The 22,684-nt window shown below is 51.0% G+C and carries 22 protein-coding genes; 15 read left to right on the forward strand and 7 right to left on the reverse strand.

Annotated elements, in window-relative coordinates:
• Positions 1 to 20 precede the first annotated feature (20 nt).
• Positions 21 to 494 carry a tRNA (uridine(34)/cytosine(34)/5-carboxymethylaminomethyluridine(34)-2'-O)-methyltransferase TrmL gene (trmL, locus tag EYY67_RS15285; protein WP_095924123.1) on the forward strand — a complete coding sequence of 158 codons (474 nt, stop codon included), beginning with the start codon at positions 21 to 23 and terminating at the stop codon, positions 492 to 494.
• 54 nt (positions 495 to 548) lie between these two features.
• Here the strand turns inward: trmL and cysE are convergent, their stop codons facing one another.
• The 5 genes from cysE to EYY67_RS15310 all read right to left on the reverse strand — a co-directional run bounded on the left by cysE (position 549) and on the right by EYY67_RS15310 (position 3,747).
• Positions 549 to 1,370, reverse strand: a complete 822-nt coding sequence (gene cysE, locus EYY67_RS15290; protein WP_095924122.1) for a serine O-acetyltransferase — start codon at positions 1,368 to 1,370, stop codon at positions 549 to 551.
• Positions 1,371 to 1,457: 87 nt separating this feature from the next.
• On the reverse strand, positions 1,458 to 2,477 hold the full coding sequence (gene gpsA, locus EYY67_RS15295; protein WP_047608257.1) for an NAD(P)H-dependent glycerol-3-phosphate dehydrogenase: 1,020 nt from the start codon (positions 2,475 to 2,477) through the stop codon (positions 1,458 to 1,460).
• A complete protein-coding gene (gene secB / locus EYY67_RS15300; RefSeq protein WP_013577602.1) occupies positions 2,477 to 2,947 on the reverse strand; it encodes a protein-export chaperone SecB in 471 nt (156 codons plus the stop codon). Before secB ends, gpsA begins: the two co-directional genes overlap by 1 nt.
• 64 nt (positions 2,948 to 3,011) lie before the next feature.
• Positions 3,012 to 3,263: a glutaredoxin 3 gene (grxC, locus tag EYY67_RS15305; protein WP_013577603.1), complete on the reverse strand. Its 252-nt coding sequence runs from the start codon at positions 3,261 to 3,263 to the stop codon at positions 3,012 to 3,014.
• Positions 3,264 to 3,315: 52 nt separating this feature from the next.
• On the reverse strand, positions 3,316 to 3,747 hold the full coding sequence (locus EYY67_RS15310) for a rhodanese-like domain-containing protein (RefSeq protein WP_119823914.1): 432 nt from the start codon (positions 3,745 to 3,747) through the stop codon (positions 3,316 to 3,318).
• Between the two features lie 305 nt (positions 3,748 to 4,052).
• On the opposite strand from EYY67_RS15310, the gene gpmM reads away from it, so the two are divergent.
• The 5 genes from gpmM to EYY67_RS15335 all read left to right on the forward strand — a co-directional run bounded on the left by gpmM (position 4,053) and on the right by EYY67_RS15335 (position 10,300).
• Entirely contained in the window at positions 4,053 to 5,597 is a 1,545-nt protein-coding gene (gene gpmM, locus EYY67_RS15315; protein WP_131693818.1) for a 2,3-bisphosphoglycerate-independent phosphoglycerate mutase, read from the forward strand.
• A 172-nt stretch (positions 5,598 to 5,769) separates the two neighbouring features.
• Positions 5,770 to 7,035, forward strand: coding sequence for a murein hydrolase activator EnvC (envC, locus tag EYY67_RS15320; RefSeq protein WP_415838657.1), 1,266 nt, complete (start codon positions 5,770 to 5,772; stop codon positions 7,033 to 7,035).
• 2 nt (positions 7,036 to 7,037) lie between these two features.
• Positions 7,038 to 7,961, forward strand: coding sequence for a divergent polysaccharide deacetylase family protein (locus EYY67_RS15325; RefSeq protein ID WP_131693820.1), 924 nt, complete (start codon positions 7,038 to 7,040; stop codon positions 7,959 to 7,961).
• 183 nt (positions 7,962 to 8,144) lie between these two features.
• Positions 8,145 to 9,368, forward strand: coding sequence for a glycosyltransferase (locus tag EYY67_RS15330; protein ID WP_131693821.1), 1,224 nt, complete (start codon positions 8,145 to 8,147; stop codon positions 9,366 to 9,368).
• 2 nt (positions 9,369 to 9,370) lie between these two features.
• A complete protein-coding gene (locus tag EYY67_RS15335; RefSeq protein WP_131693822.1) occupies positions 9,371 to 10,300 on the forward strand; it encodes a hypothetical protein in 930 nt (309 codons plus the stop codon).
• Between the two features lie 67 nt (positions 10,301 to 10,367).
• Here the strand turns inward: EYY67_RS15335 and tdh are convergent, their stop codons facing one another.
• Positions 10,368 to 11,390 (reverse strand): L-threonine 3-dehydrogenase, encoded by a 1,023-nt coding sequence (tdh, locus tag EYY67_RS15340; RefSeq protein WP_119823920.1) that lies wholly within the window; start codon positions 11,388 to 11,390, stop codon positions 10,368 to 10,370.
• Between the two features lie 9 nt (positions 11,391 to 11,399).
• The gene (gene kbl, locus EYY67_RS15345) at positions 11,400 to 12,596 is read right to left on the reverse strand and encodes a glycine C-acetyltransferase (RefSeq protein ID WP_095924114.1); all 1,197 of its coding nucleotides are present in this window, start codon (positions 12,594 to 12,596) and stop codon (positions 11,400 to 11,402) included.
• Between the two features lie 242 nt (positions 12,597 to 12,838).
• On the opposite strand from kbl, the gene rfaD reads away from it, so the two are divergent.
• The 9 genes from rfaD to EYY67_RS15390 all read left to right on the forward strand — a co-directional run bounded on the left by rfaD (position 12,839) and on the right by EYY67_RS15390 (position 22,672).
• Positions 12,839 to 13,771, forward strand: coding sequence for an ADP-glyceromanno-heptose 6-epimerase (gene rfaD / locus EYY67_RS15350; protein WP_131693823.1), 933 nt, complete (start codon positions 12,839 to 12,841; stop codon positions 13,769 to 13,771).
• Between the two features lie 30 nt (positions 13,772 to 13,801).
• Positions 13,802 to 14,851 carry an ADP-heptose--LPS heptosyltransferase RfaF gene (gene rfaF / locus EYY67_RS15355; protein WP_119823924.1) on the forward strand — a complete coding sequence of 350 codons (1,050 nt, stop codon included), beginning with the start codon at positions 13,802 to 13,804 and terminating at the stop codon, positions 14,849 to 14,851.
• Positions 14,851 to 15,834, forward strand: coding sequence for a lipopolysaccharide heptosyltransferase RfaC (gene rfaC / locus EYY67_RS15360; protein WP_131693824.1), 984 nt, complete (start codon positions 14,851 to 14,853; stop codon positions 15,832 to 15,834). The genes rfaF and rfaC overlap by 1 nt, the downstream gene beginning before the upstream one ends.
• 2 nt (positions 15,835 to 15,836) lie before the next feature.
• Positions 15,837 to 16,934 carry a glycosyltransferase family 9 protein gene (locus tag EYY67_RS15365; RefSeq protein WP_131693825.1) on the forward strand — a complete coding sequence of 366 codons (1,098 nt, stop codon included), beginning with the start codon at positions 15,837 to 15,839 and terminating at the stop codon, positions 16,932 to 16,934.
• Positions 16,927 to 17,931, forward strand: a complete 1,005-nt coding sequence (locus EYY67_RS15370) for a glycosyltransferase family 8 protein (RefSeq protein WP_095924109.1) — start codon at positions 16,927 to 16,929, stop codon at positions 17,929 to 17,931. The genes EYY67_RS15365 and EYY67_RS15370 overlap by 8 nt, the downstream gene beginning before the upstream one ends.
• Entirely contained in the window at positions 17,928 to 19,214 is a 1,287-nt protein-coding gene (locus tag EYY67_RS15375) for an O-antigen ligase family protein (protein WP_131693826.1), read from the forward strand. Before EYY67_RS15370 ends, EYY67_RS15375 begins: the two co-directional genes overlap by 4 nt.
• A gap of 69 nt (positions 19,215 to 19,283) precedes the next feature.
• On the forward strand, positions 19,284 to 20,291 hold the full coding sequence (locus EYY67_RS15380; protein ID WP_131693827.1) for a glycosyltransferase: 1,008 nt from the start codon (positions 19,284 to 19,286) through the stop codon (positions 20,289 to 20,291).
• A gap of 160 nt (positions 20,292 to 20,451) precedes the next feature.
• The gene (gene rfaQ / locus EYY67_RS15385; RefSeq protein ID WP_131693828.1) at positions 20,452 to 21,534 is read left to right on the forward strand and encodes a putative lipopolysaccharide heptosyltransferase III; all 1,083 of its coding nucleotides are present in this window, start codon (positions 20,452 to 20,454) and stop codon (positions 21,532 to 21,534) included.
• Positions 21,527 to 22,672, forward strand: a complete 1,146-nt coding sequence (locus EYY67_RS15390; RefSeq protein ID WP_131693829.1) for a glycosyltransferase family 4 protein — start codon at positions 21,527 to 21,529, stop codon at positions 22,670 to 22,672. Before rfaQ ends, EYY67_RS15390 begins: the two co-directional genes overlap by 8 nt.
• Positions 22,673 to 22,684: the final 12 nt, after the last annotated feature.

Below are 22,684 nucleotides of genomic sequence, written 5' to 3' on the forward strand. Positions count from 1 at the left end.
TCCCTCTATCAGGGGGACGCATGCTTAACATTGTTTTATTTGAACCAGAAATCCCGCCCAATACCGGCAATATTATCCGCCTGTGTGCCAACACCGGATGTCAGCTTCACCTCATCGAACCTTTAGGTTTCGGCTGGGACGATAAACGTCTGCGCCGTGCCGGACTCGATTACCATGAATTCGCTCATATCAAACACCACGCGAATTATGATGCCTTTCTCAGCAGCGAAAACCCGCAGCGTCTGTTTGCACTGACGACCAAAGGAACGCCCGCGCACAGCGCCGTCAGCTATCAGGATAACGACTTCCTGTTGTTCGGCCCTGAAACCCGCGGCTTACCGGCGTCTGTTCTGGACAACCTGCCAGCACAACAGAAAATCCGCATCCCTATGCGCGCAGAAAGCCGCAGCATGAATTTGTCGAATGCCGTTTCTGTGGTGGTGTATGAAGCCTGGCGCCAGCTGGGATATCCGGGCGCATTGCTGAAAGAATAGCGTAGAGAAAATGCAGAAGATGGCATGCAGAACCATGCCATCTTAAAAGGTCGGTCAGATACCGTCGCCGAATTCAAAACCCTGCGCAATACCGTTGAAATGCTGATCCATATCCATGGAAGGACGCTCGCTTTCCGGCCGCCCGACAATACGCGCGGGTACGCCCGCCGCAGTGGTATGCGCAGGCACTGATTGCAACACCACCGAACCCGCACCGATTTTTGCCCCAGCCCCCACTTCGATGTTGCCGAGGATTTTCGCACCGGCCCCAATCATCACGCCTTCACGGATTTTAGGGTGACGATCACCGCAGGTTTTGCCGGTACCGCCGAGGGTGACAGATTGCAGAATCGACACGTCATTTTCGACTACCGCCGTTTCACCGATGACAATCCCGGTGGCGTGGTCAAACATGATGCCGCAACCAATTCTCGCCGCCGGATGAATATCTACGCCGAATGACACAGAAATCTGATTCTGGAAATAAATCGCCAGCGCTTTGCGATCCTGCTTCCACAGCCAGTTACCGATACGGTATGCCTGCAGCGCATGGAAACCTTTCAGATACAGCAACGGGGTGGAATATTTGTCGACTGCCGCATCGCGCTGATGCACCGCCAGAATATCCCGGGCAGCAGAGAGGATCATTTGCTCGTCGTTGCGATAGGCTTCTTCAACCACTTCGCGGATCGCCATCGCTGGCATAATCGGGTTGCCCAGCTTGTTGGCCAGAATGTAGCTCAACGCGCCGCCCAACGTTTCGTGTTTAAGTAACGTCGCATGGAAAAAACTGGCCAGCATCGGTTCACACTCAGCCAGCGCTCGCGCCTCTGATTTGATGTTATTCCAGACCAGTTCTAATTCTTCTAGCGACATCACTTTTCCTTACGACTTTGCAAGTTCGGGTAATAAAAAGCCGCCCTGTCGGGAATACAAACAAGGTGGCTATGCTTCAGAGGCCTTTCAGTGGCTGTGTTTTTCGTCCTTGCTCGCGCGGGCCAGCAAACTGATCGCTGCTTCACGCGCATCTTTACCGCAGTACAGCACCTGGTAAATCTGTTCCGTGATCGGCATTTCAACGTTGTTCCGTTGCGCCAGCGCCCGTACTTCTTTCGTATTGCGATAACCTTCAACAACCTGGCCGATGGTGTCCTGAGCGGTCTGAACATCCTTGCCTTGCCCCAGCATAATACCAAAGCGACGGTTGCGGGACTGGTTGTCTGTGCAGGTTAACACCAAATCCCCCAGCCCTGCCATGCCCATAAAGGTGGCAGGATCCGCGCCTAACGCGGAACCCAGACGGGTCATTTCTGCCAGTCCGCGGGTGATCAATGCGGTTCTGGCGTTCGCACCGAAGCCGATACCATCGGACATCCCGGCACCAATCGCAATCACGTTTTTAATCGCTCCGCCCAGCTGAACGCCGATAAAATCGGGGTTGCTGTAAACGCGGAAGCTTTTGCCGCAATGCAGCAACTGCTGCAAATCTTCGGCGAAACGGGCATCGGTCGCGGCCAGAGAAATTGCCGTTGGCATGCCTGCCGCCAGTTCTTTGGCAAATGTCGGGCCGGAGACCACGGCTAACGGAATGGCATCGCCCAGCTCTTCACGGGCGACATCCTGCAACAACCGTCCGGTTTCGGCTTCCAGACCTTTCGTCGCCCACACCACGCGCGCATCCGGGCGTAAATGCGGTTTCAGCTGACGCAATACGTCGCCAAAGACGTGACTTGGCACCACAACCAGCACATTACGGCTGGCCGCCAGTGCGACAGAAAGATTGGCTTCGAGCAGCAGATTGTCGGGGAACGGGACATCAGGAAGGAATGCCTGATTACAACGGGCGCGTTGTAATTCGTTGATGTTATCGGGATTGTGTCCCCACAGCACAACGGGATGGCCATTTCTGGCAAGAGTAATCGCTAAAGCGGTGCCGTAAGATCCGGCACCGATAACAGTCATTGACGCATTGACGGTTTTCATCAGGCATCCTGATGCGGTTCGGCACCTTCGCCTTCAGCTTGCTGTTGCAGATAGTTCATGAACAGCGCGTCAAAGTTAACAGGTGCCAGGTTCAGTTGCGGGAAGGTACCGCGGGAAACCAGGCTGGTGATGCACTCACGGGCATACGGGAACAGAATGTTCGGGCAATATGCACCCAGGCAATGTGCCATCTGGTTGCCATCGATACCGGAGATAGTGAAGATACCGCCTTGCTGGACTTCGCACAGGAACGCGGTTTCGTCGCCCAGTGAAGAGGTCACCGTCACACGCAAGACGACTTCGTATACGCCTTCCGCCAGCTGGCTGGACGCCGTATCAAGATCTAGTTTAACTTCTGGTTGCCAGTCTTGCTGGAAAACCTGAGGCGCATTTGGCGCTTCAAAAGAGATGTCTTTGGTGTAGATACGTTGGATCTGGAAAGCCATCTCGGTGTTATTTTGTTCTGACATGTGAGTAGTACCCTCGGGTTAATAGTCCTTTTAAACGCTTAATGAAAAACCGCGGCCGCCTTGTTTAACCCAACATCGGGTCAAGGCCACCACGGGCATCAAGCGCATGTAAATCATCGCAACCGCCAACGTGCTGTCCATCGATAAAGATCTGAGGAACGGTTGAACGACCGCTGCGGGCGATCATTTTCTCACGTTTATCTGCGTCGCCATCGATAGCGATTTCATCGAATGAAGCCCCTTTGCTATTGAGCAGGGCTTTCGCACGATGGCAATAAGGGCAGGTTGCCTTGGTATAGATTTCAATTTTAGCCATGGGTTCCACCTCTGGATCTTATATTTTAGTGCCGTTGCGATTGGCTGAATGCTTACTTACCGCGCGCCAGAGGCAGGTTTTCACCGCTCCAGCCGCTGATACCTTCTTTCAAGGTATAAACACGTTCAAAACCTGCGGTGATCAGGCCTTCTGCCGCAGTGCGGGAAGTCTGGCCGGTCGCACAAACCACGATAACAGGCTGCGCTTTATGTTTAGTCAGTTCACCCAGGTTGTTGTTTTTAATGTCGGCAGACAGCACGTTATGTGATTCTGCGATGTGGCCTTTGCGGAATTCTTCACGCGCGCGCACATCGACAATAATGGCATCTTCTTTGTTGATCAGTCGGGTTGCTTCGCCACGAGTGATCTCTTTCACTTTAGAAAAACGTGTTTTAAAGGTGGTCACAATTACTGCAATCAGTAACGCAACCCACGCCAGGCTGAGAACCGGATGCGCACTGATGAATGGCATAATATCTTGCATGGGGTGTAGCAACTCCCGTCAGTTGGGGGAAAATTCAAGGCTTCAGAGTATACCTGCGCGTCGGAGCAAATACAGCCAGTAAGCGCGGGCGAATGCCACAAACTGCGGCACGTCTCGGAAAATTAACACGCCTTTATGCCGAAAGTTAACCCTCACCTCGCCTCATCTTTGATCTCCTCCGGCTATTCCCTTGCAGTGCTGGGGTAAAATCAGGCCGCCCGAATGCCCTTAGCCGCGCCTGTTCTTGTCCTTTTCAGCTGGCGAGCCTATTGAGCATTTCATCTTTTAAACTGAGGTCAATTGACATGTCGAGCAACAAAAAACCGATGGTTCTGGTTATTCTTGATGGCTACGGCCATCGCGAAGAACAACAAGATAACGCGATTCTGAATGCCAAAACCCCCGTCATGGATAAACTGTGGGCCACCTATCCGCATACCCTCATCGCTGCTTCCGGGCTGGACGTCGGTCTGCCTGACGGTCAGATGGGTAATTCCGAAGTGGGCCATGTCAATTTAGGCGCAGGCCGTATCGTGTATCAGGATCTCACCCGCCTGGACAAAGAAATCAAAGAAGGCGACTTCTTTAATAATAGCGTACTGACCGGCGCTGTAGATCGTGCCGTTACAGCAGGCAAAGCGGTTCACATTATGGGCCTGTTGTCTGCCGGTGGCGTACACAGTCATGAAGACCACATCATGGCGATGGTCGAACTGGCGCACCGTCGCGGCGCGAAAGCCGTGTATCTGCACGCCTTCCTCGACGGCCGCGATACACCGCCACGCAGTGCTGAAGCGGCATTGAAACGCTTCTCAGAGAAATTCGCACAACTTGGTACAGGCCGTATCGCATCTATCGTGGGCCGTTATTACGCCATGGATCGTGATAACCGCTGGGATCGCGTGCAACTGGCTTACGATTTGATGTCACAGGCCAAAGGCGCATTCACTGCCGATAACGCACTTGCAGGTCTGCAAGCCGCTTATGCGCGTGATGAAAACGATGAATTTGTTAAACCCACCGTGTTGCAGGCGGCAGGCGAAGAATCCGCGGCCATCAATGACGGCGATGCTCTGATCTTTATGAACTTCCGCGCTGACCGTGCCCGCGAAATCACCCGCGCCTTTATCAGCCCGGATTTTGGCGGTTTTACCCGTGAAAAAGTGATTAATTTCGGCGATTTCATCATGCTGACCGAATATGCCGCAGATATTAATGCGGCCTGCGCCTACCCGCCAGCCTCCCTGAAAAACACGCTGGGCGAATGGCTGATGGCTCACGGTAAAACACAACTGCGAATCTCTGAAACGGAGAAATATGCCCACGTCACCTTCTTCTTTAACGGTGGCATGGAAGACTCGTTTGCAGGCGAAGACCGTATTCTGGTTAAATCACCGAATGTGGCGACCTATGACCTGCAACCGGAAATGAGTTCTGCTGAACTGACCGAAAAACTGCTGGGCGCGATCAACAGCGGCAAATACGACACCATTATTTGTAACTACCCGAATGGCGACATGGTCGGCCATACCGGTGTTTACGAGGCGGCGGTCAATGCGGTTGAAGCGCTCGATAATTGCGTGGCTCAGGTTGTCGATGCGGTGAAAGCCGTCGGCGGCCAGTTGCTGATCACTGCTGACCACGGTAATGCGGAACAAATGCGTGATCCGGCAACCGGTCAGGCGCATACCGCACACACCAGCCTGCCGGTGCCGCTGATTTATATTGGCGGGGACGCACAAGCTGTTGAAGGCGGTAAATTGTCTGATATCGCGCCGACCATGCTTTCCCTGATGGGCATGGAAATTCCGGCAGAAATGAGCGGCAAACCGCTGTTTATCGCCCGCTAATTTTTGTTAAAGCAGTGAAATAAAGGCGTGCTGACACCGGTTGGTACGCCTTTTTTGTTTGTGCATCAGCCGGTTGATTAGTGTTACGATACGAAAAGGGACAGCCATATTGTCTATCATTCACGGTCGACAAGCGGAAAAAAGATTGAGCAAATTCATTCATTTCAGCCTGATGAGAACCCGCCTTTCCGCTCAGGACAAGGCCGTATCTGCCTTCCCATCTCCAGCCTTATTCCTTTGCGCTTCGTTGCTTTTTCCCGGGGTGAGTGCCCACGCTGACGACAATAAAGATCAGCTCAAAACCATTCAGCAAAACATTGCGGAAAAAGAAAAAAGCGTCAAACAGCAGAAGCAACAACGCGGCACATTATTGCAGCAGTTACAGGCGCAGGAAAAAACCATCGCCTCCGCCAGCAGCGAACTTCGTGGCACCCAGTCCACCCTCGCGACGCTGGGAAAAGACATTTCCGGGCTTAATGCGTCCATCGATAAATTACAAAAACAGCAAAAGACGCAGGAAACCCTTCTCGCCCGGCAGCTCGATGCCGCCTTCCGCATCGGCCAGCACAAAGGCCTGCAGTTGCTGTTAAGCAGCGAAGAAAGCGAACGCAGCGAGAGGATCCTCGCTTATTTCGGCTATCTGAATGAATCACGACAGAAAACCATCGAAGAACTGAAACAAACGCGTACCATGCTGGCGGAACAGCGGGTCTCTTTGCAGGCCAAACAAACCCGGCAAAAAACGCTGTTAAACGAACAACAAACGCAGCAGCAAAAACTTGAGCAGGCACGCGCAGCCCGAAAACAAACCCTCACGGCGCTGGAATCCTCATTGCAAAAAGATGAGCAGAGCCTGACGGAATTGCGCGCCAACGAATCCAGCCTGCAAAACAAAATTGCGGCAGCTGAACGTGCAGCCAAAGCACGGGCGGAAAAAGAAGCACGTGAAGCGGCGGCAGTCAGGGCAAAAGAACAGCAGGCGAAAAAATCGGGCTCAACCTATAAACCGACCCAAAGCGAACAGTCGCTGATGGCCCGGACGGGCGGTCTGGGAAGGCCATCCGGTCAGAATATGTGGCCTGTTAACGGTTCGTTGATACACCGCTTCGGCGAACAATTGCAGGGTGAACTACGCTGGAAAGGGATTGTGATTTCAGCCAGAGAAGGCAGTGATGTGCGGGCTATCGCCGACGGACGCGTCATTCTGGCGGACTGGTTGCAGGGATACGGGCTGGTTGTGGTTATCGATCACGGCAAAGGCGATATGAGTCTGTATGGCTACAATCAGGACGCGCTGGTCAGCGTGGGCGATCAGGTCAGAAGCGGTCAGGCCATTGCTAAAGTGGGGAACAGCGGCGGACAAGGCCAGCCATCGCTGTATTTTGAAATTCGTCGTCAGGGCCAGGCAGTTAACCCACAGCCGTGGTTGGGAAGATAGCATTGCGATATAAAAAGTCCGTTTTAGCTGCCCTTTGTGGTACTGCGTTTTTCGTTTGTCAGGTTCAGGCAGCGAAATTATCCATCCTGATTGATGACTTTGGTTATCGCCAGCATGAGGAAAACCAGGTACTTCAGATGCCAAAAGCGGTATCCGTCGCGATTTTCCCCAATGCACCTGATTCGCAAATGATGATGAACAAAGCGCATCAGCAAGGCCGTGAAATTCTGATCCACCTGCCGATGGCGCCACTGAGCAAACAGCCGCTGGAAAAAGATACCCTGACACCGTCCATGAGTGCTGAGCAAGTGAAGCGCATTGTCGATCAGGCTATCAGCAATATCCCTTACGCGATTGGCATCAACAACCATATGGGCAGCGCCATGACCTCCAGCCTGACCGGGATGGAAAACGTCATGCAGGCGATGAACGCCCATAACCTGTTCTTCCTCGACAGCATGACTATCGGTAATACCCAGTCGGTGAAAGCGGCACAGGGTACGCGGGTAAAAGTCATTAAACGTAACGTGTTTCTGGATGATGTGCAGAACGAAGCTGAAATCCGCCATCAGTTTGAGCGCGCCATTCAGCTCGCACGCCGGAACGGATATGCCATTGCGATCGGACACCCCCATCCCACTACCGTGAAAGTGCTGCAACAGATGCTGCCGAATTTGCCTGCCGATATCCAACTGGTCCGCCCGAGCGATCTGCTGAACGAACCTCAGCGCAGCACGCCAGCCGGGAAAACGCCGCCGCCTGCATCAGCACGTAAACGGATCAGCCTCTGCCGCGTGAAACAACCTCTGCCGCAGATTTATGCCGACAGCATGTTTAAAATCCTCGGCGAAAGTCTGCAATCTTTACCGGCCGTGCAGTTTGCACAACATCAGTACGCCGTCATGACGACTTTTACCCAGAATTAAGGATCCTTCTCATTGATTCGGGCTTAATGATATCTGCGGGATAAATACATCCCCGAAGTCCACCCAATATATTGATATGGATGCGGTTACTGACAAGGTTAAATAAGTAGAGGTTATAGACATTGCCTCTTATAATGAGCATTGCATATTTTTTTTGACCGGACTGAGCAAGGGCGCTAACCGATGGGACAAGATCGATCTAAAATTCTGCTGCTGGATAGCGGCAAGGAATGGGGAGGCGGAACTAACAGTATGTTAGAACTGCTGAAAAGAATCGATCGTGAACGGTTTGAAATCAGTTGTTGTTTTTACAACGATTACGCCAGAGATAACGGCGAAACCATCAGTCAGATATTAAACTCACTGAATGTGCCGGTATTTTTCATTCCTCAGGTTAAACAACCCACATGGGCGAAAATGAGCAAAGAAGTCCTGAGGACGTTGTTTTTCTTTAGTGCGGGTCTGCGTCAGAAAGCCATCTATTCGATTGATAAAATCTGGCGAATTAACCCAAATATTCGCAAGATCCATTCTCTGCTTGAACTGGGTCAGTTCGATATTTTATATATGAACAACCAGCCAAGCTCTAACGTTGAAGGCTATTATTCTACTGAAGGCCTGCCAACAGAAATCGTGCAACATTGCCGCATTGAGCCGGTGCTGAATCGCGATGTTGTGCGGATCGTTAACCGGTTTTGCCACAGCATTATCTCTGTGTCACAGGGCGTTCAGGAACAGCTTCTCAAGCGGGGCGTACGCAAAGAATTGTGTTTCACGGTGTTCAACGGCATTGATATCCACCAGCCGTTACCTGATGGCGCAAAAATTCGCGAAGAATTAGGGGCCACTGATGAGACCTTTATCTTTGGCAGCATCGGATCGCTGATTAACCGCAAGGCGCATCATTTTACCTTACTGGCGCTCGACAAATTTAACCGCGCCTTCCCGGAAGCGAAATGGAAGATGGTATTTGTCGGCGAAGGCCCGAATTTACGGCGTCTTATCCAGCAAACTTCCGCGCTGAATATGATGGATAAAGTCATATTTACCGGTTTTCAAAGTAATGCGCTGGAATATCTGGCCGCTTTTGATGCCTTTATCTTGGGCTCTAAAAGTGAAGGGCTTCCGCGTGTCGTTCTGGAATCCATGTTACTGAAAACCCCGGTCATCGGATCAAATGTAACGGGAACGGCCGAACTGATAAGAAATGCAGAAACCGGCATGTTATTTGAGTATGGCGATGTCGAGATGCTCTTCAATCATATGAAAACGCTGTACCTCAACGCGCATCTGAGACATGAAATTGCAGAACAGGCGAACCTGAATGTTCGTGATAAATTTGCCATTGAAAAATATGTCTCTGGTGTGGAAACCGTTTTAAGCAGCGTGAAAAAGAAACAAGGCTGAATATGTTTAAATTCCTGAACTCCAAATATCGTCGCATTCTTTCGCGCCATAATTTGCCTTATGCAAATACTGTTATTGCGGGCAAACCAAAGAATAGCGTGACGTCGGTTGTAATCCCTTCCGCAGGCGCTGACTATATTGAAGAAGCCTGTCTGTGCGCGGAATTTGCTGACAAATTCGCAACCGGTTTGCAGGAAATCGTGATTGTTACCGATCAGGAGGCCAGCCAGTTCCGTCCGCTGCCTGAGAAAGTTCGCATCGTGACACTCAGTCCTGAAACCAAATCTGGCGATTATCGCTATAAGCAAATTTACCTCAGCCGTCTGATTAAGCTGATGGCCCCCTTACAGGCCAAAACCGACGGTATTTTGATGATCGATTCAGACCTGAATCTGCTCAAAATGCCGGAAATACAGCTGCATGAAAATCACATTTATTCCAGCTTCCGTCAGGGCAAAATGATTGCCAAACTTGACGGCTGTGATCCTGAAACCATCCCGGCTTATTACAAAGACAGCGTACGCCCTTATATTGTTGACCACGTGAATGGCGCATTTCTGGCCGCCACCCGTAAGACCTGGCAACGGTTATGTCCGCTGTGGATTATGTTCTTCAGAGATACCTGGAACATTCTGCCCGACAATCAGCCACCGACTGACCAGCTGCCTCTGGCGGCAATGCTCGATACGCTGGACATCAAAACTGTCAACCTAGGCGACTGGATGAACTGGCCGGTATCGAAAAAAATTGGCGGCACGCCGTCCATTATTCCGAAAGAAGTGATCGGCGCTCATGGTGGATTCCCGCTGACCGAATGGCAAAAGTATCTGGCGTCACCGGATAATGCGCTGTTATTCAAAGGCCAAGATTACACACGCAAAGTGCGCTATCTGACGGATGCAGAGAAACAAAAGGCAGACCCTGCGGTATAAAGCCTCCGTCCGTTGTCATAAAAAAGCCCGCTCATTCAGCGGGCTTTTGCCTTTCTATCGCGCCAGATCACCAGTTAAGGATAACTTTGCCGGAATGCCCGGAGCGCATCGCATCAAACCCTTTCTGAAATTCATCAATCGGGAAATGGTGGGTTATCAAAGGCGTAAGATCCAATCCTGACTGGATCAGAGCAGCCATTTTGTACCAGGTTTCGAACATTTCCCGGCCGTAAATCCCTTTGATAAACAGACCTTTGAAGATCACCTGGTTCCAGTCGATCGCCATCTCGGTTGAAGGAATGCCTAACATTGCAATCCGCCCGCCGTGATTCATGGCATTGAGCATGCTGCGAAACGCCGCAGGCGCGCCAGACATCTCCAGCCCGACGTCAAACCCTTCCGTCATGCCCAGTTCATCCATCACGTCCTGCAAGCTTTGCTGACTGACATTCACCGCCCGCGTGACGCCCATTTTACGCGCCAGTTCCAGGCGATATTCATTCATATCGGTGATCACCACATGGCGTGCTCCGACATGTTTGCATATCGCCGCCGCCATAATCCCAATCGGCCCTGCGCCGCTGATCAGCACATCTTCACCGACCAGATCAAACGACAGTGCGGTATGCACCGCATTGCCGAACGGGTCAAAAATCGCGGCCAGATCATCAGAAATATTGTCCGGGATTTTGAAGGCATTAAAGGCTGGCAGCACCAGATATTCCGCGAAGGCACCCGGACGGTTGACCCCGACACCCTGGGCGTTGCGACACAAATGCGTGCGACCGCCCCGGCAATTGCGGCAGTGTCCGCAGGTAATATGTCCTTCACCGGACACCCGATCACCGATGCTGAAGCCTTTCACTTCCTGCCCGATACCGACCACTTCGCCGACGTATTCATGCCCGACCACCATCGGCACGGGAATGGTTTTTTGCGACCATTCATCCCAGTTGTAGATATGCACATCCGTCCCGCAAATCGCCGTTTTGCGGATTTTGATCAGCAAATCGTTATGGCCTAATTCCGGTACCGGCGCATCCGTCATCCAGATGCCTTCTTCACGTTTGAGTTTTGCTAAGGCTTTCATCGACACTCCTCAGGCGATCACGCCCAGTTTTTTGCCAATACGGGTGAAGGCATCGACTGCCTGCTCGATGTGTTCTGTGCTGTGCGCCGCTGACATTTGCGTGCGGATACGCGCCTGCCCCTGAGGCACCACCGGGTAAAAGAAACCGGTGACATAAATCCCTTCCTGCTGCAAAAGCGACGCAAACTCCTGAGCCAGACGCGCCTCGCCCAGCATGACCGGAATAATCGCGTGATCGGCGCCTGCCAGCGTGAACCCGGCAGCCGTCATTTTTTCACGGAACAATGCTGAATTACGGAGCAGGCGCTCGCGCAGTTCGCTGCCTTCTTCGAGCATCGAGAGCACTTTAAGGGATGCCGAGACAATCGACGGGGCCAGTGAATTGGAGAAAAGATACGGCCGCGAACGCTGGCGCAGCCAGTCGATCACTTCCTGACGCGCTGCGGTATATCCGCCGGAAGCGCCGCCGAGTGCTTTGCCAAGCGTGCCGGTGATAATGTCCACGCGCCCCATCACGTCGCAATATTCGTGGGTTCCGCGTCCTTCTGCACCGACAAAACCGACCGCGTGGGAATCATCCACCATCACGAGCGCATCAAACCGTTCAGCCAGATCGCATACACCTTTCAGGTTGGCGATCACGCCATCCATTGAAAACACGCCGTCCGTCGCCACCAGAATATGGCGGGCACCGTCGTCTTTGGCCTGCTGTAAACGGGCTTCCAGTTCTGACATATCATTGTTGGCATAGCGATAGCGTTTCGCCTTACACAAGCGGACGCCGTCAATAATCGATGCGTGATTCAGCGCATCCGAAATGATGGCATCCTCTTCACTCAGCAGTGTTTCGAACAAGCCGCCGTTGGCATCAAAACAGGAGGAATAAAGGATCGCATCGTCCATGCCGAGAAAGTCCGCCAGACGGTGTTCGAGTTCTTTGTGAGTATCTTGCGTGCCGCAGATAAAGCGGACAGATGCCATACCAAAACCGTGACTGTCGAGCCCTGCTTTGGCGGCTTCGATCAGCGCCGGATGGTTCGCTAATCCGAGGTAGTTATTGGCGCAGAAATTGATGACCGGCGTGCCGCCAGCCACTGAAACTTCAGCCTGCTGCGGCGTGGTGAGAATGCGTTCTTCTTTAAACAGCCCCTCAACCCGCGCCTGGTCGAGCTGATCTTCAAGCTGGCGATAAAACGAAACAGACATACAGTATTCTCCTGAAATGACTCATTCACGGAATACATTACTAATCTGCATATGAAATAACGATGAAACCACTCACAATATCTTTGTTTTGCAGCAGAGTTCACGCCTTACGGACTGAAACACAAGAATGCAGGTTATCGGACACCTTCCCAATGTGAGCTTCATTCTGAAGTGTTATGATATTACCCAATATAGTAGCTGCGCATGGTGCGCAGTTCTTCAAATGATTAAAGGTGGATCCCATGATAATCGTCACTGGCGGCGCTGGTTTTATCGGCAGCAATATTATTAAATCGCTCAATGATATGGGATACCGCGATATTCTGGTGGTCGATAACCTGAAAGACGGCACCAAGTTCGTCAATCTGGTGGATCTGGATATTGCGGATTATTGTGACAAAGAAGATTTCATTGCCAGTATCGTTGCAGGCGACGATTTAGGTGATATTGACGCGATCTTCCATGAAGGCGCGTGTTCGTCCACTACTGAGTGGGACGGCAAGTACATGATGGATAACAACTATCAGTACTCCAAAGATATCCTGCATTATTGCCTGGATCGCAGCATTCCTTTCCTTTACGCCTCTTCTGCCGCCACCTATGGCAGCCAAAGCACCAGCTTTGTTGAAGATCGTCAATATGAGCAGCCACTGAACGTCTACGGTTACTCCAAGTTCCTGTTTGACCAGTATGTTCGCGAAATCCTGCCACACGCAGAATCCCAGATTTGTGGTTTCCGTTACTTCAACGTCTACGGACCACGCGAAGGTCATAAAGGCAGCATGGCCAGCGTCGCATTCCACCTGAACAACCAGATTAAAGCCGGTGAAAATCCGAAGCTGTTCTCTGGCAGCGAAGGCTTCAAGCGTGACTTCATTTATGTGGGTGACGTGGCAGCGGTAAACCTGTGGTTCTGGCAGAACGGCGTGTCCGGTATTTTCAACTGCGGAACCGGCCGCTCTGAATCCTTCCAGGCAGTTGCGGATGCCGTGGTCGCGTACCACAAATCAGGCGATATCGAATACATTCCTTTCCCGGAAAAACTGAAAGGTCGTTACCAGTCCTTCACTCAGGCTGACATGACGGCGCTGCGTAATGCCGGTTATGACAAACCTTTCAAAACGGTTGCCGAAGGTGTGACGGAATACATGAGCTGGCTTAACCGCACAGTATAAGCGCTGCACACTGAGGAATGGATTAACGGTATGAAAATACTGGTAATTGGGCCGTCATGGGTCGGTGACATGATGATGTCACAAAGTCTCTACCGCACCCTGAAAGCGGCGCATCCGCAAGCGCAGATCGATGTGATGGCACCTGCCTGGTGCCGTCCTTTACTGGATCGCATGCCGGAAGTGCATCAGGCGCTGGCTATGCCACTGGGGCATGGCGCTCTGGAACTGGGCGAGCGTCGCCGTCTGGGCATTTCACTGCGCAATGAACATTATCAGCGCGCCTATGTCCTGCCTAACTCGTTTAAGTCGGCACTGGTGCCGTTCTTTGCACGTATCCCTCAGCGCACCGGCTGGCGCGGTGAAATGCGCTATGGCCTGCTCAATGATCTGCGGGTGCTGGATAAGCCCGCGTTTCCATTGATGGTTCAGCGTTATGCTGCACTGGGCTACGATGCCCGACAAATCAACACCGCTGCCGACCTGCCGCAACCCATTCTTTGGCCGAAATTACAGGTCAGTGAAGCGGAAGTCACCGCCGTCAAAACCTCATTCTCTGTGGATAATGCCCGCCCGCTGATTGGCTTCTGTCCGGGCGCGGAATTTGGTCCGGCAAAACGCTGGCCGCATTATCACTATGCCGTACTGGCGGAAAAACTGATCAGCGAAGGCTATCAGGTGGTGCTCTTTGGCTCGGCGAAAGATAACGCGGCGGGCGAACAAATCCGTCTGGCACTGACGGACAATGCGCAACCTTTCTGTCTGAATCTGGCCGGTCAAACCTCGCTGGATCAGGCCGTCGTGATGATTGCCGCCTGTCATGCCGTCGTCAGCAATGATTCGGGTCTTATGCATGTCGCCGCTGCACTGGATAAACCGCTGGTCGCACTTTACGGACCAAGCAGCCCGGATTTCACGCCGCCACTCAGCCATCAGGCGAAAGTGATCAGGCTGATCACCGGTTACCATAAAGTCCGTAAAGGCGATGCAGAAGAAGGTTATCACCAGAGTTTAATTGATATTCAACCAGAGCAGGTTTATCAGGAATTAAGCCAGTTACTGAGTGCAAGGAAGGAGCTGTAATGCGGGTACTCATCGTCAAAACCTCGTCCATGGGCGACGTTCTGCATACGCTTCCGGCGTTAACGGATGCCATGCAGGCTATCCCCGGGATCCGCTTTGACTGGGTTGTGGAAGAAGGATTTACGCAAATCCCCGGCTGGCATCCGGCCGTTGATCGCGTGATACCGGTCGCCATCCGCCGCTGGCGCAAAAACTGGTTTGGATCTGAAACCCGTCAGCAACGCTGTGATTTTAAGCGAGAAGTGCAGTCTCAAACCTATGATGCGATCATTGATGCGCAGGGGCTGATGAAAAGCGCCGCGCTGATCACCCGTGTCGCCAAAGGTGATAAACACGGTCAGGATTGTAAAAGCGCCCGTGAACCGTTCGCGAGCTGGTTCTACAACCAACGTCATGAAATCGATAAAAAACAGCATGCTGTAGAACGCACCCGCGAATTATTCGCCAAGAGCCTCGGGTATCAGAAACCTGAAACGCAGGGGGATTACGCCATCGCGGCACGGTTCCTTTCGCACCTTCCGGCGGATGCGGGGCAGTATCTGGTGTTTCTCCATGCCACCACCCGCGCAGATAAACACTGGCCGGAAGAACACTGGCGTGAACTGATTAGCATGCTGAGCGGGCAGGATATCCGCATCAAACTTCCCTGGGGAGCCGAGCATGAATATCAGCGCGCGATGCGTCTGGCCGACGGATTTCCTTTCGTCGAGGTCTTGCCGAAATTGAGCCTGGAAAAGGTAGCCGAAGTGCTGGCGGGCGCCAAAGCCGTGATTTCTGTGGATACCGGCCTGAGCCATCTGACAGCGGCACTGGATCGGCCGAACATTACGCTGTACGGCCCCACCGACCCCGGCCTTATTGGCGGCTATGGAAAAAATCAGTTTATCCTCAAGGCGGAAGATAACGCGTTGCAAAATCTGCCCGCAAAACGCGTTTTTGAGCGTCTGAACGACATCATATCAGCAACAGAGGAAGTGAACTGAGCATGAGCTATGTGATTATCTTCATTCTGTTGTGGCCGTTCAAAATGCTGATGAAACCTTTTCATCAGGGAAAGGGGCGAAATCTGGTCATCCAAACCGCCAAAATTGGCGACTTTGTGAATATCACTCCGCTGCTGAAACACCTGAAAAAATCAGACGTGCTGATCAGTAAAACCGTTTTACCCCTCGCGGAACGTGATTCCACCATTGAGAACCTCTATCTGATTGAAGATCATAAAAAATCTCTCATCAGCAAAATTCGTCTGGCCTTTAGACTGCTCAACCGTTACGACAATGTGTATCTGCTGCAACCTAACAGTATCAACGCGTTCTACGCAGCCTTTTGTAATGCCCGACATAAAGCCTTTCTGATTGCCTATACCCGCAAGTGGTATCACAGCATTTTTTATCAGACCGCAGATGTTGTTGTTCTGCATAAGAAAACAGACTTTACGCTGGAAAGTTATCTGAAGCTGGCGAATCCATCCCTGACTGCCGACAGTTATAAGAAGCACGCCACTTTTCCTTTGTGGATCCCGCAGGAAAGGCTGTCAGCACTGGTGGAGAGTGAACACATCAAAATCGGCATCAGTATTTCTGCCGGTAACAAAGCGAAAACGATCCCGACGGCAATATGGATTAAAATCCTTGATTCCCTGAAAGACCTTCCCTGCCAGTTTTATGTGTTTGGTCCTGAGAATGAGCAAAAATATCTGGATCAGTTACTGGCGCAAAAAGGTGACAGTGAAAATATCATCAGTCTGATTGGTAAGCTAAAATTACACGAGGTGCCACACGCCATTTCACTGATGGATATGTATATCGCTTCCGATTCAGGGAATGTCTATATTGCAGATGCTGTAGAGGTACCGGTGGTGTGTCTGGCGGGTCCCTGTGATCTGCGCGAGCAACATCCTACGTTTTCGCCGCTGATCCTTACACCGCAGGGTGAGGGTCTGGCTCCTGAATCGTTTATCTTCTCGGCACCTTATTCATTCAGGCACAGCGCAGAACAGCTTTTTGCTCTCAGTGATGAACAGTTAAATCAGATACGTTCTTTTGTCATCAGCAAAATGGGTCAGGAACAGAATCATGCCTAATCATGAATACCTGAATTATCTCGAGCAGAAAGAAGAGCTCGTAAACAATTTAGGGTTTTCAGTATTGCCGGTTGTTCATATTGCGTTCGGGATCAACAACGCCTATGCACGCGGCATGGGCATCACTGTTTTTTCTGTTATGGAAAATAATCCAGATTTGGCGTTTCATATTCATGTTTTTGGCAGCCCGCTGGATCAAAAATCAAAATCCCTCCTGCTCGAATTGGCCGCCGGTCGTCCTCTGGCCATCACTTGCTATGTCTTTAAAGAGTCGGCATTTGCGGATTTACCGCTGATGGGGCGTTATCCACAGGCCATTTATTACCGTCTGTTTACGCCGTACATTCTCGCTGACGTGACGTCAAAACTGCTTTATCTTGATGCAGATACATTGTGTCTGGGCAGTTATAAGCCACTGAATGACATGGATATCAGTGGTTACACGCTGGCGGCGGTGAATGACACCCAAAGGGCGCGAAATAAACTCTGCCCTCAGTTAGGGCTGGTGCAGGGTAACTACTTCAACTCGGGTTTTTTATATATCAACATCCCGCAGTGGATCGAGAGAAAAACGACCGAAAGAATTATTCAGGTCCTTTCTCAACGCGAAGGTGAATTAAAATTCCCGGATCAGGACGCCCTGAATATTGCGCTGGAAAATGAAGTGTTATTGTTACCTAAAAAATACAATTTCATCTGTGACATCATTTTAAACAAAGTTGGGAAGAAAACCCCTGTACCGCAGGATACAATCCTGATGCATTACACCGGAAAATGTAAGCCCTGGCATCTGTGGGGGTTGGGTGAGTTATCGGCGATTTATAATCAATATTACGATAAATCTCCGTGGCATGGTGTGCCACACGATCATCCCGTGTCCTATAAAGAAATGAAACGTTACGCGCAGGCGCTTTGGCATGAACGTCAATATATAACCAGCCTGTGCTGGATGACTAAATACATGAACAACAAGATCTTCAGGAAGAGTCATTTATGATCAGGAAGTTAATGGCATCCGTCAGACAATCGTCTTTTGATGAGAAGCTGGCTGCTGTATTTTTCTTATTTATCACGATTTCTATTTCTTTCTTTATGTACTCAGGCGAAGTTACCCGAAACTTCTTCTACATAATTACCTATATTTCAATTATTTACTTTCTATACCTGACTTTCAAAGTCGAGAAGAAAGTCCATTTTTATCTTTTCTCCTGGGTCGTTTTCCTGCTGGGGTTAAGCAAGTTACTGTGGGTGATGCTGACCACCAATGAGCACTATCCTCTGATCGCCTATCACTATCAGATCAGCGGAAAACGCATGATGTTAGCCGCCTTTGTGCTCTATGCCATTGAACATAACTTGCGCAAATGGACATTATCGCGCACTACCGTCAGAGCGGGCGTCATTATTATGTCGCTGATGTTTATTTTCATTTCCGTCATTCATATTGTGGTGTTTGTTAAAACCGGCCACAGAATAAAAATAAACTCTGATGCCCCGACGTCAGGGGGATATATCTTCACCATCTTCTCGCTGCTGGTGATGTACAGCATTAAATATTATTCATTCAAACATTACAGGTTACCCTGTCTGGTTGTGATGACATTAACCTTTGCGGTACTGGCTGCCACGCAAACCCGTTCGGCCATTATGCTTTTTGCCTTATTCAGCGTATTGAGCGTTCTTTACGATTTCGCCAAAAGTTCGCACACGTCGAAAATGATCTACGGGTTTGCCATCGGCGGTTTAATTATCGCTGCAGTTGTCTCCGGTCATCCTTATTATAATAAAGCGCTGGCCCGTATCGATAATCTGCAAAAAGAAGTGTCCTCTTACAGCGAAGGACATCGTAATTCATCCGTCGGGGCACGCTTCTCAATGTGGCGCGCGGGGATAAATGTTTTTGAACAACATCCGCTGGGTCAGTCGGCGGACAGTCGCAACGCGCTGGCCACCACGTTTATCCAGCAGCATGAAGGCGGTAACCCGGAAGCCCTGCGCAATCTGCAGTTCCATTTGCATAACGACATTATCGACACGCTGTCACTGCAGGGGATTTTTGGCGCCATCATTCTGGTCATCTTCTTTGCCGTCCTGCTGCTCTACCCTTTCAGACTGGTACCCAAAGGCTACGAATTCCTGCTGCTTTCGGTTCCGGTCATTTACTTCAGTCAGGGCGATACCCAGTTTTATAATCGTGAATCCCCCTATTTTATCATTCTGGTCTTCGGCTACCTGCTGATGCTGAGAATGAGCACCCGCACTTCATTGGGTAAATCCTGACCCTTCCGGACGGCGGGGCTGACCCGCCGTCCGGTTGTATGCCCTCTTTATCAGTGGAAATTGTGTGAAATGATCATGACAACGACATCCGAAAACATCCGGCTCAGCGCCATCATTCCTCTGTTTAATGCCGGGGAGATGTTTCGAAACTTTATGGATTCGCTCGTCGCTCAGACGCTGGAAAGCCTTGAGATCATCATTGTTAATGACGGTTCAACGGACGGTTCTGATAAGGTGGCTCAGGAATATGCCGACAAATATCCGCACATTCGTGTCATCCATCAGACCAACGGTGGCGTGTCCCGGGCGCGCAATGCCGGTCTGGACGTTGCCAAAGGTCAGTATGTCACCTTCCCGGATGCCGATGACATACTGGATCCGGCGATGTATCAGACACTGACAGACATGTGTGAACAGGATGATCTGGATGTCGCGCAATGCAATGGCGAGCGTTATTTTGTCGGGTCTGAGAAAGTAAAACCGATCATACCGGTTGACCGTTTAACCTCGACAGGTGTGCTGGATGGCGCAACCTGGCTGAAAATGGCGCTGGCAACCAACCGTTATCTGCATGTGGTGTGGCTGGGGGTCTACCGGCTTGAATTGATAAAGAAAAATGGCCTGTATTTTGAGCCCGGTTTGCATCATCAGGATATTCCCTGGACGACCGAGTTAATGTTCAACGCCCGTCGGGTGAGATATACCCAGCAGATCCTTTACCGCTATTACATTCATGGTCAGTCAATCAGTAACCAGAAGCGGACGGGGATGAAAAACGTTGAATATCAACGGCATTATTTGAAAATTGCCAAAATGCTGGATGAGCTGAATCAACGGTATAAAGACCGGGTCCACATCTATCCCGAGTTTCCACGTCAGGTCACCCGTGAAGCCCTGACGGTATGCCATTCTGTTCGTCGTGAACCGGACCCGGCGGCTCAGAAAGCCATGATCGAGGATATTTATACCTCCGGAACACGTAAGATAATGCTGCGTAATGCCCGCGGCCCGAAGCAGTGGTGGCAGCTCGTGCTGTGGCTCATCCGCCTGCACAAGTTACGTAAAAGACTCGCGTAAGATGTTTAAGAAAGGGACGATTCATTTACGTTCTTAACTCCATTATAACGGGTTCATAAACGTCGTTATTTATCTTTCTATATCAGTCAGATAAATAACTTCACAGCATACGATTCTTCACCTAAAATCAATTCACTATATTCTAATATCAGATAATAGAATGCCTAACTCCGAAGCCAAATATGCAGCACTAAAACCCAGAAGAATTCTTCTGGTTAAACTCCGTCATCACGGAGATATGGTGCTGACAACGCCGGTGATAAACAGGCTGCGTCAGCATTATCCCGATGCTGAAATTGATGTGCTTCTGTATAAAGAAACCCGACCGATCCTCAGTGAGCATCCTGCCCTGTCGCATATCCATGTCATTGACAGATCATGGAAAAAGCAGGGGATTCGCTATCAGCTACAGCAAGAATATCAGTTACTCAAAGCAATCCGCGCACGGCATTATGACCTGGTGATTAACCTCGCCGACCAATGGCGAAGCGCCCTGCTGGCGTTGTTCAGCGGTGCTAAAATCCGGTTAGGCTTCGACTATAAAAAGCGCCGCTCACTGATCTGGCGCACGGGTCACACACAGTTAGTGACCACCGAAAATCACAGCATTTTGCATACCGTTGAGCAGAATATGTCGATTCTGTCTCCGCTGGGCGTATCGACAGAGAATGCCCAGACCTCGATGCATTATTCAGAAAGTGACAAGGCATTTTGTCAGCAGTTACTTCTGAAAAATCAGGTCGCTGGCGACTATATTGTGATCCAGCCGACGTCCCGCTGGACGTTCAAATGCTGGGACGATGACAAATTTGCCAGCGTAATTGATGGCCTCGGCGATACCGGTCTCACCATAGTGATGACCGCCGGTCCGGATAAGAAAGAGCTGGATATGGTGCGCAAAATCCAGGATCTGACTCATAACACGCAGGTGATTTCCGTTGCAGGTCAGCTTTCCCTGACGCAACTGGCGGCAATGATTGACGGCGCAAAACTCTTTATTGGTGTCGATTCCGCACCGATGCATATGGCTGCCGCGCTCAATACGCCTTGCGTGGCCCTGTTTGGTCCGACGAAGATGCAGCACTGGCGCCCGTGGGGTCACAATAATACAACACTCTGGGCGGGTGATTACGCACCACTTCCATCGCCGGATTCAATCGATACCAAAACCCAGCAACGTTATTTGCATGCAATCCCTGTCAGCGATGTGATTGATGCCGCCAGGAGTTATCTGCATGACTGATGCCGCCGAGACCAAAAGTATTCGCTTAGCCATTGTCCGGCAAAAATATCGCCCGGATGGCGGCGCGGAACGGTTCATCTCCCGCGCGCTGGAAGCCCTGGATGACCAGAATATTGATCTGAATATCATTACCCGCCAGTGGGAAGGCAAGCCCAATCCGCAATGGAAAATTCACCTGTGCAATCCGTCAAAATATGGCCGTGTATCGCGGGAGAAAGGATTTGCCGTGGCCGCCCGCCAGTGCTGGGAGCAGCAACATTTCGACATTGTGCAAAGTCACGAGCGCATTCCGGGTTGCGATATTTTCCGCGCCGGTGATGGCGCGCACCGCGTCTGGCTGGAACAAAGAGCACGCGTTATTTCGCCCTTCCAGCGGTTTCTCACCCGCATCAGCCCTTATCACCGCTACGTTCTGCAGGCTGAAGAAGCCATGTTTCACTCTGCGGAATTGAAAAAAATCATCTGTAATTCCGGGATGGTAAAGCGCGACATCATGCGCTGTTACGGCGTTGATGAGAGCCGTTTTGAAGTGATCTATAACGCCATCGATTCTGAAAAATTTATGCCTGCAACAGAGGAACAGCGCCGGAGTTCACGTGAGGCGCTTTCCATCCCTTCAGCCGCCGTCGCACTGATCTATGTGGGTTCAGGATTTGAGCGTAAGGGCCTGAAACCGGCGATTGAAGCCATTGCTTCCGGTGATCGCTACCTCATCGTTGTCGGGCAGGATAAAGATCAGAAAAAGTATAAGTTGCTGGCGCAACAATCAGGCTGTGCTGACCGCGTCCGCTTCACCGGCGTGCAAAACAATGTGCTGCCTTACTACCACGCCGCAGACGGCATGATTTTGCCGACGTTATATGACCCGTTCCCGAACGTCATTCTGGAAGCGATGGCCTGCGGTTTACCGGTGATCACCAGCCAGACCTGCGGCGGGGCCGAATTCATCACACAGGGGAAAGAGGGCTTTGTTTGCGATGCGCTGGATGTTGCCAGCCTGAGCGAATTCGTGAAGAAAATCCCTTCGCGTCAGGAAAATGACGACATGGGGAAAGCCGCCAGAGCGCGAATTTTGCCTTACAGCCCTAAAAACCTTTCACAACAGTTAGTTGCACTCTATCACTCATTACTGGTCTGATGACGTTTGTGC

This window comes from Rahnella victoriana (assembly GCF_004330295.1).
Classification (GTDB): domain Bacteria; phylum Pseudomonadota; class Gammaproteobacteria; order Enterobacterales; family Enterobacteriaceae; genus Rahnella; species Rahnella victoriana.

Bases quoted from the DNA above. Each gene is read 5' to 3' on its own strand.
- trmL (WP_095924123.1), top strand. From the start codon at position 21: ATGCTTAACATTGTTTTATTTGAACCAGAAATCCCGCCCAATACCGGC.
- cysE (WP_095924122.1), bottom strand. From the start codon at position 1,370: ATGTCGCTAGAAGAATTAGAACTGGTCTGGAATAACATCAAATCAGAG.
- gpsA (WP_047608257.1), bottom strand. From the start codon at position 2,477: ATGAAAACCGTCAATGCGTCAATGACTGTTATCGGTGCCGGATCTTAC.
- secB (WP_013577602.1), bottom strand. From the start codon at position 2,947: ATGTCAGAACAAAATAACACCGAGATGGCTTTCCAGATCCAACGTATC.
- grxC (WP_013577603.1), bottom strand. From the start codon at position 3,263: ATGGCTAAAATTGAAATCTATACCAAGGCAACCTGCCCTTATTGCCAT.
- EYY67_RS15310 (WP_119823914.1), bottom strand. From the start codon at position 3,747: ATGCAAGATATTATGCCATTCATCAGTGCGCATCCGGTTCTCAGCCTG.
- gpmM (WP_131693818.1), top strand. From the start codon at position 4,053: ATGTCGAGCAACAAAAAACCGATGGTTCTGGTTATTCTTGATGGCTAC.
- envC (WP_415838657.1), top strand. From the start codon at position 5,770: ATGAGAACCCGCCTTTCCGCTCAGGACAAGGCCGTATCTGCCTTCCCA.
- EYY67_RS15330 (WP_131693821.1), top strand. From the start codon at position 8,145: ATGGGACAAGATCGATCTAAAATTCTGCTGCTGGATAGCGGCAAGGAA.
- EYY67_RS15335 (WP_131693822.1), top strand. From the start codon at position 9,371: ATGTTTAAATTCCTGAACTCCAAATATCGTCGCATTCTTTCGCGCCAT.
- tdh (WP_119823920.1), bottom strand. From the start codon at position 11,390: ATGAAAGCCTTAGCAAAACTCAAACGTGAAGAAGGCATCTGGATGACG.
- kbl (WP_095924114.1), bottom strand. From the start codon at position 12,596: ATGTCTGTTTCGTTTTATCGCCAGCTTGAAGATCAGCTCGACCAGGCG.
- rfaD (WP_131693823.1), top strand. From the start codon at position 12,839: ATGATAATCGTCACTGGCGGCGCTGGTTTTATCGGCAGCAATATTATT.
- rfaF (WP_119823924.1), top strand. From the start codon at position 13,802: ATGAAAATACTGGTAATTGGGCCGTCATGGGTCGGTGACATGATGATG.
- rfaC (WP_131693824.1), top strand. From the start codon at position 14,851: ATGCGGGTACTCATCGTCAAAACCTCGTCCATGGGCGACGTTCTGCAT.
- EYY67_RS15365 (WP_131693825.1), top strand. From the start codon at position 15,837: ATGAGCTATGTGATTATCTTCATTCTGTTGTGGCCGTTCAAAATGCTG.
- EYY67_RS15370 (WP_095924109.1), top strand. From the start codon at position 16,927: ATGCCTAATCATGAATACCTGAATTATCTCGAGCAGAAAGAAGAGCTC.
- EYY67_RS15375 (WP_131693826.1), top strand. From the start codon at position 17,928: ATGATCAGGAAGTTAATGGCATCCGTCAGACAATCGTCTTTTGATGAG.
- EYY67_RS15380 (WP_131693827.1), top strand. From the start codon at position 19,284: ATGATCATGACAACGACATCCGAAAACATCCGGCTCAGCGCCATCATT.
- rfaQ (WP_131693828.1), top strand. From the start codon at position 20,452: ATGCCTAACTCCGAAGCCAAATATGCAGCACTAAAACCCAGAAGAATT.
- EYY67_RS15390 (WP_131693829.1), top strand. From the start codon at position 21,527: ATGACTGATGCCGCCGAGACCAAAAGTATTCGCTTAGCCATTGTCCGG.